A 12,841-nucleotide genomic window follows, 5' to 3' on the forward strand; every position below is an offset into this window, starting at 1 on the left:
GTTACGCCCGAAAATGCGAGGAGACCGTTCCGTTAGACGGAACGAACGACCGGACCGAAGATATTTCCAAGACGTTTATATTCAAAAACTGTATAAGTGCGGCGCAACGCTCGAGTTATGTCGAATGGAACTCTTCTCGTCGACCGACCGTCCGACGAACGAAGCTGTCTAGGACGATCCGATGCCGACCCCGCCTATCGAGACCGACGCGAGATTTTTGTCTGCGACCGGTGACCCACGAATGATGACGTTCAGCATCTGCGCTCACGAGGCATACGAGACCCCTGACGGCGATAGCCACCACCGATTCGGCGTCGCCGTGACGACCCGCCTGCCTGGCGTCGGTGCCCTCTGTCCGTTGGTCAGCGACCGCAGCGCCGTCGCGACCCAGAGCCTGGTCAACGTCGAACTCGGCGACCGCGGACTCGCGTATGTCGAGGACGGACTCGCGATCGACGACGTCGTCAGAACGCCGGCGTTCTGACGGCCCATCAGACGGAGTTTGATGAACCCCCTCGAGGCGCTGCTCAACGCCGACGAGGGCGCCCTGCAGCGACAGTTTCGCGGCGTCGATCGCGAGGGGACGTTCGCCTTCATCGGCGCGGAGTGCGTCGAGCGCTCCGGACACCTCGGGCGCGACAACTTCACCGTCGCCGGCAACATACTGACCGGCGAGGACGTCCTCGAGGCGGCCACGGCCAACTACGCGGCCAACGCCGTCCACGAGACGACCGAGCGCCACGACTGGGAGTCGGCGTACAACGACCTGCGGATCGTCGCGAGCGAGACTACGACCTCGCGATGGCCGGCTACGAATCCACGTTAGCGCGGTACAGCGACGCCTTCGAGGCGGACTCGCTCGAGTCCGTCGATAACTAGACGCCGGTCGCGAGGCCATTAGTTCGGTATAGCTATATGTGGTTCATTTCGGGTTCGTCCCGTCGTTCGGCGTTACGCACCCGACAGTGAAGGGAGGACCAGGACGCAGGTCTCGGAGAAACGAACGCTCCCTCCCTCAAGACGATGCAGCGTTCGTCGCGAACACGTACGAGAAGACGCCCGGCTGCCCATCCAGCGGAGGCCGACATCGAGGAGAGGGCCTACGTGCCGGCCACCATCTCTCTCGACGGCGACGTCTACGAAATCGTGCGAACCGCGGGCGAACTCATCGAGCAGAGTCTGCGGACGACTGACGCAGTACGGCACGTCGATGGACGGCGCTGCTCGAGATCGACGGGCTACATCGACGACGAGTGGAACAGGCTGGAACGTAGTGCCCTCGAGGACGCACAGTCTCCGTCGCGGTAATCAACTGCTCGCGAGGTCTAGCAGTAACGGGATTCCATTGCTTCAGCCTCGAAGCGAAACGGAAGTCAGTTACTGGCAAGTCTCAAATGGATCCCAACTGTACCGGGTATAGATGGCGTACTCGTTCCGGTCTGGGGCCGGCTCCGCGCTCGAGTTCTCGACGAGCGAACTGACGGGCGCGCTAGGTGATTCGGTTACGGTATTGCCGCTGTTGGTCGCCCTCGCGGCGACGACGAGCGTCTCGCTGCCCCACGTGCTGGTCGGCTTCGGCGTCTTCCAGATCGTCTGGGGGCTCTACTACGGACTGCCGCTGTCCGTCGAGCCGATGAAGGCCCTAATCGGGCTGGCGATCGTCGGGACGCTCACCTACGCGGAACTCGCTGCCGCCGGCCTGTTGGCGGGGGGCATACTGCTCGCGGTGGGGAAATTGGGGCTCGTCGGCCGACTCCAGCGGGTCGTCGGCGAACCCGTGATTCGCGGCGTCCAGTTCGCCGTCGCCCTGCTCCTCCTCGAGGCGGCCGTCGACCTCTCCGCGGGGAACCTCCCGGTCGCGATCGGCGGACTGGCTGTCGTCGGCCTGTTAGCGATGGTCGGCTACCGGCAAGCCAGCGTGCTGGTCGTACTCGGACTCGGCGCCCTCGCGGCCGTCGCGACGACGGGACTCCCGACGCCGCAGGTGCCCGCCCTCGCCGTCTTCCCGGCGGGCGGACCGACGCTGTCGAGCGCCGCGCTCGAGGGGACCGTCGCACAGTTGGGGATGACGGTCGGGAACGCGGCGATCGCGACCGCGCTGCTCTGCGGCGATCTCTACGACCGGGAGATCTCGCCAGACACGCTCTCAACGAGCATGGGCGTGACCTGTTTAGCGGCGATTCCGCTCGGCGGCGTGCCGATGTGCCACGGAAGCGGCGGACTCGCGGGGAAGTACGCCTTCGGCGCTCGCACCGGCGGTGCGAACGTGCTGCTCGGGGTCGGCTACCTCGCGCTGGCGCTCGTCGCTACGGGCGCCCTGCTGGCCGCGTTCCCGCTCGCCGTCCTCGGCGTCCTGCTCGTCGTCGTTTCGCTCGAGTTGGCTCGAGCGGCGTTCGAACCGGTTTCCGGCCGGCGCTCGCTGGCGTTCGTGCTGGGCGTCGGCGCCGTCGGCCTGTTTGTCAACGTCGGCGTCGCGTTCGTCCTCGGCGCCGTCCTCTTCTGGGCGCTGGCTCGAGCGGAGTGATCGGTCACTCGAGGCTGGCGTCTTTCCGCACTGCCCGTGCTGTTTTCGACGGTAGCGTAGCAAATCCTCCGCAAAATCACGGTGAGAACGCCGCTCGAGCGGTGCAGCGGCGGCTGTCGGCTGGGTCCGTCACTTCCTCGGTTTCGACAGGATAAATTACATACTGCGATATCAAATCCGTCGAACGCGAGAGACGCGGGGCTTTTCTCTCCGGACTGCGAAGGTGTGCCGATGCCAGCGAGCTGGGCCAAACTCTTCGACCGAGGCACGGATTACGACGTGGATCTCAAGGCCGTTCGAACGGCGGCCGACGAGCTATCGGCCGAGAGGGAGAGGGAGACCGACTCGGGGACGGAGGCCGGCGACGATGCCTGATCGACCGAATCCTGCCCGCGTCGTCGCGGCTCCCGAAGTGCTCGCGGCCGACCTGCTCGTCGGCGGCGATGCCCGCGAGGCCCTCGATCACGTCCGTCGTCACTCCTGGGTCGAACTCGTCGCGAGCGACCGGTTGCTCGAGGAAACCGAACGGCTCGTGACCGAGCTCGCCGACGCGGCCCTCGCGGCCGACCACCGGGAGCGACTCGAGATCGAGCGAGTGGCCGTCGACCAGCCGGCGGACGACCATCCGTCGCTCGCCTCGGCGTACCGAGGGGGAGCCGCACACCTGCTCTCGTACGACGAGGGACTGGGATCAGCGCAGGCGGGCCTCTCCTTACAGCCTCGTGTCTCGGTCAGCGTCCGCCCTCCGGACGCGTTCGCGCAACTGTTCGACCCTGAGAGCCTCTACGAGGCCGTCGAAGGTGGCGACTACCCCGGACCGGATCGGGACCCGCGAGCGACGGAGTAACACGCGAGAAGAGCATCGCGGCGCGGCCGCTCGAGCCGAGACGCTTATCCGGCCACAGCCGCGAGTAGTGAGGGGGCAATGAACGATCTCCGCACCGGATTGAGTTACGGGGACGTGCTCCTCGTTCCGAACCGCTCGCCAGTCGACAGCCGCAGCGACGTGGATCTCTCGACGACGTTCACGCCATCGGTCGAACTCGAGACGCCGCTGGTCTCGGCCGCGATGGACACCGTCACGGAGGCCGAACTGGCGATCGCGCTGTCGCGGGCCGGCGGGTTCGGCGTCCTCCACCGCTTCCTCACGCCGTCGGAGCAGGCCGAACAGGTCGCGCGCGTGAAAGACGCCGGCGAGCAGGTCGGCGCCGCAATCGGGATCGACGAAGACTACGTCGGGCGCAGCGCCGCGCTGGTCGAGGCCGGCGTCGACGCGCTCGTCGTCGATGTCGCCCACGGCCACATGGAACGAACCATCGACGCCGTCGAACGACTCCGTGAGGAGTTCCCCGAGACGGATCTGGTCGCCGGCAACGTCGCGACGCCCGCGGGCGTCGAGGACCTGGCGGCCGCCGGCGCCGACTGCGTGAAGGTCGGCATTGGGCCCGGGTCCCACTGCACCACGCGGAAGGTCGCCGGGGCGGGCGTTCCCCAGTTAACCGCCGTCGACGACTGCGCGGAGGCGGCCGAGGCCCTCGAGGTCACCGTCTGCGCCGACGGCGGCATCCGGACCTCCGGCGATGCGGTGAAGGCGCTGATGGCGGGCGCCGACACCGTGATGATGGGCAGCCTCTTCGCGGGCACCGAGGAGGCCCCCGGCGCGGTCGTCGAGGTCGACGGCACGCGGTACAAGCGCTCGCGCGGCATGGCGACGACGACTGCCGCGGAGAAGCGCGACGACAAGGAGGAGAACGTCCGCGCCGACGAGGGCGTCGAGGCGCTGACCCCGTACAAGGGACCGGTCGCCGACGTCGTCGAGGAGTTCTGCGCGGGCATCCAGTCGGGGCTCTCCTACTGCGGCGGCCACACGATCCCTGCAGCCCGAGAGAAGGCGGAGTTCATCCGCGTTGCGGCCAGCGCGAAGGAACGAGAGGGCTACCACGCCGACCACGACTGGGAAGGCGTCGACGTCGACAGCACGGCGAAGGCCGTCGACGGCTCGGGGTCGGACGGCGGAAGCGGGAACGCGGCCGCGGAAGGCGACGACTGACAGCCGTCGATCGCCATCGCTTCGGCGCTCGCGATCGGGCTCGAGCGGAGACGGCCGACCGTGACTCAGACGGGTTTTCTCGCTTCGATCCGAGCGGACGCGACCGACAGGTCTGCGGTCCACTCGCCCTCGAGGGTGATCGAGACGTCGACGAAGCCGGCGTCGTCGAGCAGCGTTTCCAGTTCGTCGACCGTCGCGGCCCCGCCGACGCAGGCGTCGACGGCGTCGGGATTCTCGCGGATCTCCCGCGGGAGCGGCTCGGTCGCAACGAGATCCGAAATCGCGAGCGTGCCGCCGGGCCGAAGGACCCTGTACGCCTCCGCGAACACTCGTCCCTTGTCCGGCGAGAGGTTGACGACGCAATTCGAGACGATCGTATCGACGGTCGCGTCCGCGACCGGGAGGTGTTCGATCTCGCCCAGTCGGAACTCGACGGTTTCGAACTCGCCCTCGGCCGCGTTCTCGCGAGCGCGCTCGAGCATCTCAGGGGTCATGTCGACGCCGATGACCCGTCCCGCGGCGCCGACCTCGCGGGCCGCGAGGAAGCAGTCGAACCCGCCGCCGGAGCCGAGGTCGAGGACCGTCTCGCCGGCCTCGAGGTTCGAAATCGCGACCGGGTTACCACAGCCGAGCCCGAGGTTCGACTCTTCGGGGGCGGCCTCGAGGTCGGCCGGCTCGTAGCCGTGGGACAGCGCCCGAGACGGATCGTCCTCGAGGTCAAACTCGCCGTTCGAAGCGTCACAGCAGCCGCTGTCGGTTTCCGAGGTGTCACAACACTCCGTTGCGGTGTCGTCGTCGGCCGCGGGGTCGTCACAGCAGTCGCCGTCGGTCGTCGGTGCGTCGCAACAGTCTCCGTCAGCGGACGCGACCTCGGCGTACCGCTCACGGACATGCGTTCGCTGGTCGCGCGGCGCGTCGGTCGCGTCGTCGGTGGTGGTATCGGTTTCTGTCATAGTGGTCTCGGTTCGTATCGCATTGCGGTCAGTCGGATTCCGGAACGTCGACGGCGGCTCCGATATCGAGCAACTCGAGCGCCGCCGTGTCGGCGATCCGGTAGTAGGTCCACTTCCCCTTCTTGCGGCCCTTGATCAGCCCCGCTTCCCGAAGCCGACGGAGGTGGGTCGCGACTGTCGACTGGGGCGCCTCGAGGACGACCTGCAGTTCGCAGGCGCACAGCTCGCCGTCCCGGAGCGCCTCGAGGATCCGTACTCGGTGTTCGTTCGCGAGCGCGCCGAATACTGCCGCCTGCGTCGTGACCCTGTCCTCGGCCGGCCGCTGCTCCGTCAGGGCGTCAACTATCTCCTCGACATCGTCGTACACGCCCTCGAGGCTCCGGCAGGCCGTCTCGATCGCGTTATCGTCCGAACTCATATTGTATTTTCTCGATCTATAATGGGCGAGATCTTGCTCTCGAGAGCGGTTTCTCGAGCGCTCCCTCGCCTACGATACCTCACGTTACGCGCCATATAAAGGTCTAGCACCGGATATCAAGAATAGTCGTCTTCGGAAAGTCTGCAAAACGAATTCGGATTGGGAGGGTTGAATCGAAAATACCCGATCTATCGAATCACTGATCGCGTCCAGCGTACCACTCCGCAAACTCGGCCAGCGCGCGGCCGCGGTGGGAAATAGCGTTTTTCTCTTCGGTGCTCATCTCTGCCATCGTCTGCCCGTTGTACTCGAAGATCGGATCGTAGCCGAAGCCGCCCTCGCCGCGCGGGGCGACGAGCGTGCCCGCGACCGTTCCTTTGAAGGTCTCGGTCCCGTCCTCATCGGCGTACGCGAGCACCGTCCTGAATCGCGCCCGTCGGTTCTCCTCCTCACTCGCGAGTCGCCAGAGGCGTTCGACGCCGACGGTGTCCTCCACGTAAGACGAATACGGTCCCGGGAACCCCTCGAGTGCGTCGACGAACAGTCCCGCGTCGTCGACGAGGACCGGTTCGTCGCTCCCCAGTTCCTCGAAGGCTTCGCGGGCGCCGTGGGCCGCAATCGCCTCGAGCGAGTCGCTCTGGACCTCGGTGTAGTCGTAGTCGATCTGTTCAACTGGCTCGAGGTCTGCGAGGTAATCTCGCGCCTCGCGAACCTTCCCCTCGTTGCCGGTGACGAATCGAATGACCATATGCGATGCGGCGTTCGCGGGCGGAAAATAGCCGTCGATCGCACGGTTTCGCGGCGCGCCGGTTCCGGACCTCGGCGGAACCTTATGCTCGAACGACACGATTCGATTGTATGGACGTCACTGACTGGGACGATCCGACTCGAATCGACGACCTCGAGGGCGGCGGCGAGCGCCGCGTCCTCGCCTGCACGGACGAGCTGCTGCTGGTCCACTACTCGCTGTCGGAAGGCAAGGAGGGCGAGCCACACAGCCACGAGGAGACGACTCAGGCGAGCTTCGTCATCGAGGGCTCGCTCGAACTCCGCGGCGCGTACTCCGGAACGGTCGAGGCCGGGGGCTCCTACGTCATTCCGCCCGGGACGAAACACGGTGTGCGTGCCCTCGAACCGTGTCGCGTGATCGACGCGTTCGCGCCGCCGCTCGCGGAGTATTTGCCTGATTAGACGCACGAAATCGGTCGCGGCTCGAGCCGACGGCAGTTACAACTCGAGGGTCTCGATGACGGTCGCCTCCGCCTTCCGGAGGTGTTCGGCGGCCGTACCCGGGGCACTCGAGTTCCCAGGCGACCCACAGTACGTCGCCGACCTCGTCGCGGTGATCGCCAGCCTCGACTGCATCACGGGCGAGGTCAACCACTGACAGCGGTCAGCGATCGACGGTCGACGATCGGGCGTCGACGTCCGCGAGGCGCTCGAGCGGCACCCAGCCGTCGAGGACGGTCTCGAGGGTGTACTCAGCGACCTCCTCGTCGGTCAGCTGGCGGGCCCAGTCGACCCGCTCGTCGGGCGTAAAGCCGGGCCCCTCGTTCTCGTACTCGGCATAGAAGGCGGTTTCCTCCTTGTCGGGGTCCCGCCAGTTGTGCCACCCCTCGGGCCGAACGTGCTCGCCGAGGTGACAGTGAACGAATACCGTCTGAGCGTAGGGCCGCCACGGTCGTCCCAGGTAGAAGGAGTCGTCGGGCGCGTCGCCCATGATCTCGCAGTTCCGGAAGAGGTAGCCGTAGTCGGTGTCCTCGGTCGTCGAGGCGGCGGTGACGTACCCCTCGTCGCCGGTACAGAAGATCTCGCAGTCCTCGAAGACGGCCGTCGACCAGCCGAAGATGAAGTCGACCCGCCCCTCGACGTAGCAGTCACGGTAGTACTGACGGCTGTCCTCGCCGTGGGTGTAGAGGGTGTCCTGCCAGCCCAGGAATCGGCAGTTTTCGAAGACAGCGCGGTCGCCGTCGACACGGACGGCAACGGCCTGCCCTACGGCGCCCGCCGTGTTCTGGAACGTGAGGTCCCGCGCCGTGAAGTCGTCACCGAACAGGAAGCAACTCGAGGACTCGGTCGTCCCCATCTCCTCACCGAAGCGGTTCTCCTTGCCGTTGTAGTCGTCGTACGTGAGAATCGTGTCCTCGGGGTCCTCGCCGACGAGAGTCACGTTGGTCTTGGAGGACGGCACCACCAGTTTCTCCTCGTAGGTCCCGGACTCGAGGTGGATCGTCGTCTCCGCGTCCCGGAAGTCCGGAACGGCGTCGATCGCGGCCTGAACGGACTCGAAATCGCCGCTCCCATCTCGAGCGACGACGAAGTCGGGGCTCTCGACCTGCATACTGCCCCACATTGTGCCGTGGTCCGGTATAACGGTTCGGTCCGTCGACGTCTCGCGATTTCGACAGCTACTCGAGCCTAATGACTCCTCGCGGAGACGGATCGACACGAAACCCGAGGTGACGTTACCGTCCCGTCACATCCTCGTGTGCACGGGCGAGTTCGCGGAATCTGCGACGACAGTAACGCAGAGCCAGGACATATTTCCGTCAGAGTGGGTGTCAGACGGGAAGAATTAGAAGCACAGCGGTTCTGGTTCAGCGATTGTCCGTTTCTCGTTTCAGGCGATTTCGATGGTACAAGTACTATAACGGGACCACGACACCGAGGAGGGGGAGTCTCGCAGTTAGCGTCGGAAGCTGTCTGATCCTCGAATCCGCGTATTCTATTCGTCGAATATCGATGCGGAGAAGAAAATATCCGAAATATTGAACGATAATCGTCATTATCGTAATCGATAGTAGCATCCGTTCCATTTGGTACGCAATAGACTAATACGAATAACAGGTTATCGGAACCGAGTCCCGACGAAAAGGGACGGACGGCTAGGGGATCGTATGGTGACGGAATCGGAAATGAGCGCGCGATCAGTTAGCCGACTCGTCCTGGTCGTCGACGATGACCTCGACAGGTTCGTCCCGGCGGTCCTCGTCGGCGCCGGAGTCGCTCTGCTCTTGCTGCCAGAGGAGCGCGCCAGCGACGAGGACGACGATCCACGACCGCCAGTTGGCGAGGTTCAGGGTGTAGCCGACGCCGAAAGGCTTCTCGACGAGCATTCCCTCGCCGGGCTGCCAGTACGAGGAGATCATCCGTCCGAGGCTGGGTCGATCGAAGTTGTACGGTACGCCAAGAATCTCTCCGGAAGTCGGTTTGTCTACCATACGGGAAGATACGACCTCACCTGATAAGAGTATTTGGTGATCCTCTCCGTCAGCGGAATCGAACGCCCGCGGGGCCTCGAGAGCGCCGTCCCGTATCGCGGTTCCGTGGGGATGAGAGCCGCCGACCTACCGCTCGAGCAAGGCTCCGATTAGCTTCGATTCGGCTTTCTGGAGGTGTTCCGCGGCGGTCGCGGTCGCGCAGTCGAGTTCGCGGGCGACATCGGCCGCCGTCGCCTCGCGGGGAACGTCGTAGTAACCGATCTCGAGGGCGGCCTCGACAGCCTCGCGCTGGCGCTCGGAGAGCTGTCCGACGGCGCTCTTCGGGGCGACAGTCTCCCCGCCGACCGCTTCGACGGTGACGCCGACGCCGTCGGGGACGCCCTCGACCGCGTTCTGGATGTCGGCAGCCGTCCCGATGATCGAGAACGTGTTGGTCCCGTCGTCGTTGCAGACGATCGGCGGGACGGTGATCAGACTCCCCTGCGTGAAGTTCTCGAACAGGAGACGTGCGGCGTCGGCGACCGCCCCTTCGAGGAAGCAGTGACACTCCCGTTCGGTGAGCGGAAGGAGTTCGTACTCGTCGACGTTTCGGCTGGCCTCGAGTTCGGGCTCAAACCGGCGGTAGTCGCCGCGAAGCCACAGCAGGAACGCCGTCGGCGGCGCCGCGACGTTCCAGTTGATAATGTGGGCTCGATCCAGTGACGGCGCCCCGCCCGCGAACCGTCGGTACAGCGGCGGCGCGTACTCGCCGGCGGGGTCCAAGGTGATTCGAACGCGTTTCATCGGTCGGTCGCCGTCGGCTAGTCGGCAGGCGACGTAATAAATGCGCACGAGATATTCGGCCACACGATTTCCACTCGGCCGCCCGTACGACCGCGTATGCAGCGAAACGTCGGCGGACTCAATCGCATCGGACGCGGCGTGCTCGGCATCTGGCTGGTCGTGATGGCCGCGGCGGCCTACCAGGACGACAAGCGCGAGCGCGCAGCGATAGCGGGCATCGCCGGGCTCGGACTCCTCCAGAACGTCTGGATGGGCTTTTGCGGCGGGAATTACCTGCTCGGGGTCGATACGACCGAGGACTCCTGCTCCGCGGAGTAACGAAACCTCGAGTATCGAGTCAAGAACGAAGAACCGGCGACCGACGGTCTCGAGACAACTTCCTCCTTACTCCCGACCGTCGTCGCTGACGTACCGGCCGCGCCCCTCGACGTCCCGCAGACGCTCGAGCACTCGCTCCTCGCCGACCTCGCGGTAGCCCTCCCGTAGCGCCTCGCGGAGCGGGGCGGGGTCGTCGGCAGTGCCGACGAGGCTCTGGTCGAAGACGTGGATATCCATCGCGTAGTCCTCGACGTGGTCGGTGTGGTAGCCGAGTCCGAAATCGATGAGGACGGTCCGCTCGCGGTCCTCGGCCGTCCGCTCGGTTCCGGCGGCGTCGGGTTCCACGGACCCGACGCGGACGTTTCGCGTCGTCGGATCACCGTGGACGAATCCGGCCCGGTGTAGCCGCGCGAGGTGTCGACCGACGTCGCGAACGCGCTCGGCGGTCAGCCCGTCCCGGAGATCGCGCTCGCCGACGTACTCGAGTTCCAGGCGCGCCTCCCGCGGATCGACGTCCGAGAGCACCGGCGTCGGCACCCCCTCGCGGCGCGCGAGGCTCGTCAGGCGGGCCTCGAGGGTCGTCCGCTCGCGGCGCAGTCGCTCGTCGAGTTCGGGATGGCGATAGCTCTTGGCCTCGCGATGCTTCGTGACGCGATCGGTCTCGGGTTCGAGGTCGACGAGCGCCTCGGCACCGCGAACCTGCGTCTCACCGCCGTCCGCTCCGCGGCCGGCCGCGAGCTCCGGTTCGTCGCTGCGCCACGTGACGGGGACCTGATCTGGACGGTAGTTCGGATCGACGCGGGACTCCTCGATCGCGAGGGTGTCGCCGGCCTCGTACATCTTCGCCCCCAGCACAGCGATCATGCCGGCGTTGTCCCGGAGGAACCGGGGTTCGGGCGCGTGGAACTCGGCCCCGCGCTGGGCGCACATCTCCGCGAGCATCTCGCGGAGGCGCTCGTTCTGCCCGACGCCGCCGCCCAGCACGAGTTCGTCGCTGCCGGTCAGCGAGAGCGCGCGTTCGGCTACTTCGGTCAGCATCCCGAAGATGTTCTCCTGAAGTGCGAAGCAGATGTCCTCGACGGGGACGCCGTCGGACTCGCTGCGCTCGTCCGACGAGCCTCCGCTCGCCTCGCTCGCGGAGACGCCGTCGTCGTAAGCTTGCTTCGCGGCGCTCATGATCCCCGAGAAGGAGAAGTCCATTCCCTTGACGACGTAGGGGAGGTCGACGTACTCGCCGTCCTCAGCGGCCGCCTCGACTTTCGGCCCGCCGGGGTGGGACCAGCCGACGTGGCGGGTGAACTTGTCGATGGCGTTGCCGACGCCGGTGTCCATCGTCTCGCCGAGCACGCGGTAGCGGCCGTTGCGGTAGGCCAGCAGGTGGGCATTGGCGCCGCTGGCGTTCAGACAGACCGGCGAGTCGAAGCCCGAGGAGTGCCGGCCGATCTCGAGGTGGGCGACCATGTGATTGACGCCGACGAGCGGGACCTCGAGCGCCTGGGAGAGCGCCCGGGCAGCCGTGCCGACGATCCGCAGGCAGGGGCCGAGCCCCGGCCCTCGAGAGAAGGCGACGGCATCAACAGGCGCCTCGCCGGCGGGCCCGTCGTACGTCTCGCGGGCGTGCTCGAGTGCAGTCTCGACGACGCGGGGAATCGCGTCGTGCATGTGTTCGGCGGCCTCGCGGGGGTGGATGCCGCCGCTGTCGGGTTGGTAGGCGTCGCTCTCGATGAAGACGTCGTCGGTCACGGAATCGTACACTGCCGCGCTGGCCGCCCAGGCGGTGCCTTCGATCCCGAGGATTCGGATGTCAGAATTCACGGATTACTACTGCGACTGCTCGGTCGGTTCGCGCGGAGAGAAGGTCGGTACTCGCTTACGGGCACGAGGCGCCCGTTCGCATCGTCGCGGACTCTCGCTCCGCTCGACTCTTCGCACGCTCACGGCATCCACCGTCTGCTCGCGGGCCTCTGGCCCGCTCGCATGGTTCGAGGGACGCTTCACGTCCCTCGCAATTCGCTTTTCCACGATATGCCTCGCTACGCTCGGCACATCGCCTTACTCCCACTCGGTGTAGCCGCACTTGCCGCAGTGCTGGCGGTCGCCGTGGTCGGCGAGGAAGGCGTCCCCGCAGCGGGGGCACTGTTCGCGCTCGGTGCTGCCGTCGTCGTCGTAGAGTTCGTGTCGGGGCATTTATGCTTCCTCCGCTTCGGCGTCCGCCTCGGCCTCGGCCTCTTCGGCGCCGATCTTGTTTCGCTCGAGCATGTGGTCTTGCTCGACGTCGCGGGCGTCGTCGGCCGTGTCGTAGACCTTGGCCTCGCCGACGGTCTTTCGCATCCCGAACTTCGTGTCGAGTTTGCGGACGACGACCTCGTCAGCGTCCTTGTTCAGTTTGGCTGCGAGACTGTCCCGGACCTGCAGGCGCTCCGGCGTCGCGTCCTCATGGGACAGTTCGAAGGTCACGTCGGTTCGATGCAACATGGGATTCTCCGTTTCGGAGATGATGTCGACGTCCATGATATCACTCAGTTACCCTACTATCCCCGTGTCGCGACTAAAAGGATTTCGAAGCACCCCACC

Annotated in this window: 16 protein-coding genes and 1 pseudogene; 8 read left to right on the forward strand and 9 right to left on the reverse strand. The window is 66.0% G+C overall.

All coding sequences use genetic code 11. The features are described 5' to 3' along the window. Positions 1-244: 244 nt before the first annotated feature. From EH209_RS05910 to EH209_RS05930, 5 genes and pseudogenes are all read left to right on the forward strand, one after another. Positions 245-879, forward strand: a pseudogene (locus tag EH209_RS05910) (DUF1028 domain-containing protein). Positions 880-1,420: 541 nt separating this feature from the next. Next, positions 1,421-2,524 (forward strand): putative sulfate/molybdate transporter, encoded by a 1,104-nt coding sequence (locus EH209_RS05920; protein ID WP_126661983.1) that lies wholly within the window; start codon positions 1,421-1,423, stop codon positions 2,522-2,524. Between the two features lie 231 nt (positions 2,525-2,755). Next, on the forward strand, positions 2,756-2,899 hold the full coding sequence (locus tag EH209_RS23915; protein WP_164722002.1) for a hypothetical protein: 144 nt from the start codon (positions 2,756-2,758) through the stop codon (positions 2,897-2,899). Beyond that, complete coding sequence (locus EH209_RS05925) at positions 2,892-3,371, forward strand: DUF7384 family protein (RefSeq protein WP_126661984.1); 480 nt, start codon at positions 2,892-2,894, stop codon at positions 3,369-3,371. Before EH209_RS23915 ends, EH209_RS05925 begins: the two co-directional genes overlap by 8 nt. Before the next feature lie 78 nt (positions 3,372-3,449). Next, the gene (locus EH209_RS05930; RefSeq protein ID WP_126661985.1) at positions 3,450-4,574 is read left to right on the forward strand and encodes a guanosine monophosphate reductase; all 1,125 of its coding nucleotides are present in this window, start codon (positions 3,450-3,452) and stop codon (positions 4,572-4,574) included. Positions 4,575-4,639: 65 nt separating this feature from the next. Here EH209_RS05930 and arsM read toward each other — a convergent pair whose 3' ends face one another. The 3 genes from arsM to EH209_RS05945 all read right to left on the reverse strand — a co-directional run bounded on the left by arsM (position 4,640) and on the right by EH209_RS05945 (position 6,693). Further along, a complete protein-coding gene (gene arsM, locus EH209_RS05935) occupies positions 4,640-5,527 on the reverse strand; it encodes an arsenite methyltransferase (protein ID WP_126661986.1) in 888 nt (295 codons plus the stop codon). Between the two features lie 28 nt (positions 5,528-5,555). Beyond that, complete coding sequence (locus tag EH209_RS05940) at positions 5,556-5,945, reverse strand: ArsR/SmtB family transcription factor (protein ID WP_126661987.1); 390 nt, start codon at positions 5,943-5,945, stop codon at positions 5,556-5,558. Positions 5,946-6,141: 196 nt separating this feature from the next. Continuing rightward, positions 6,142-6,693 (reverse strand): XTP/dITP diphosphatase, encoded by a 552-nt coding sequence (locus tag EH209_RS05945; protein ID WP_126661988.1) that lies wholly within the window; start codon positions 6,691-6,693, stop codon positions 6,142-6,144. Positions 6,694-6,803: 110 nt separating this feature from the next. On the opposite strand from EH209_RS05945, the gene EH209_RS05950 reads away from it, so the two are divergent. Together EH209_RS05950 and EH209_RS24385 are read left to right on the forward strand one after the other, a co-directional pair. Then, the gene (locus tag EH209_RS05950; protein ID WP_126661989.1) at positions 6,804-7,136 is read left to right on the forward strand and encodes a cupin domain-containing protein; all 333 of its coding nucleotides are present in this window, start codon (positions 6,804-6,806) and stop codon (positions 7,134-7,136) included. A gap of 55 nt (positions 7,137-7,191) precedes the next feature. Continuing rightward, positions 7,192-7,332: a hypothetical protein gene (locus tag EH209_RS24385; RefSeq protein WP_204746827.1), complete on the forward strand. Its 141-nt coding sequence runs from the start codon at positions 7,192-7,194 to the stop codon at positions 7,330-7,332. Positions 7,333-7,338: 6 nt separating this feature from the next. On the opposite strand, the gene EH209_RS05960 is transcribed toward EH209_RS24385, so the two are convergent. The 3 genes from EH209_RS05960 to EH209_RS05970 form a co-directional block, all read right to left on the reverse strand. Then, the gene (locus EH209_RS05960; protein WP_126661990.1) at positions 7,339-8,286 is read right to left on the reverse strand and encodes a pectinesterase family protein; all 948 of its coding nucleotides are present in this window, start codon (positions 8,284-8,286) and stop codon (positions 7,339-7,341) included. A 586-nt stretch (positions 8,287-8,872) separates the two neighbouring features. Further along, the gene (locus tag EH209_RS05965) at positions 8,873-9,166 is read right to left on the reverse strand and encodes a DUF5808 domain-containing protein (RefSeq protein ID WP_126661991.1); all 294 of its coding nucleotides are present in this window, start codon (positions 9,164-9,166) and stop codon (positions 8,873-8,875) included. Between the two features lie 126 nt (positions 9,167-9,292). Then, the gene (locus EH209_RS05970) at positions 9,293-9,949 is read right to left on the reverse strand and encodes a helix-turn-helix domain-containing protein (RefSeq protein WP_126661992.1); all 657 of its coding nucleotides are present in this window, start codon (positions 9,947-9,949) and stop codon (positions 9,293-9,295) included. A 96-nt stretch (positions 9,950-10,045) separates the two neighbouring features. Here EH209_RS05970 and EH209_RS05975 point away from each other — a divergent pair, with 96 nt between their 5' ends. After that, positions 10,046-10,267 carry a YgaP family membrane protein gene (locus tag EH209_RS05975; RefSeq protein WP_126661993.1) on the forward strand — a complete coding sequence of 74 codons (222 nt, stop codon included), beginning with the start codon at positions 10,046-10,048 and terminating at the stop codon, positions 10,265-10,267. Between the two features lie 66 nt (positions 10,268-10,333). On the opposite strand, the gene EH209_RS05980 is transcribed toward EH209_RS05975, so the two are convergent. The 3 genes from EH209_RS05980 to EH209_RS05990 all read right to left on the reverse strand — a co-directional run bounded on the left by EH209_RS05980 (position 10,334) and on the right by EH209_RS05990 (position 12,778). Next, positions 10,334-12,082: a bifunctional N(6)-L-threonylcarbamoyladenine synthase/serine/threonine protein kinase gene (locus EH209_RS05980; RefSeq protein WP_126661994.1), complete on the reverse strand. Its 1,749-nt coding sequence runs from the start codon at positions 12,080-12,082 to the stop codon at positions 10,334-10,336. Between the two features lie 237 nt (positions 12,083-12,319). After that, complete coding sequence (locus EH209_RS05985; protein ID WP_126661995.1) at positions 12,320-12,454, reverse strand: 30S ribosomal protein S27ae; 135 nt, start codon at positions 12,452-12,454, stop codon at positions 12,320-12,322. Next, entirely contained in the window at positions 12,455-12,778 is a 324-nt protein-coding gene (locus EH209_RS05990; RefSeq protein WP_008894027.1) for a 30S ribosomal protein S24e, read from the reverse strand. It lies immediately after the preceding gene. Positions 12,779-12,841: the final 63 nt, after the last annotated feature.

The organism is Haloterrigena salifodinae (genome assembly GCF_003977755.1).
GTDB classification, from domain to species: domain Archaea; phylum Halobacteriota; class Halobacteria; order Halobacteriales; family Natrialbaceae; genus Haloterrigena; species Haloterrigena salifodinae.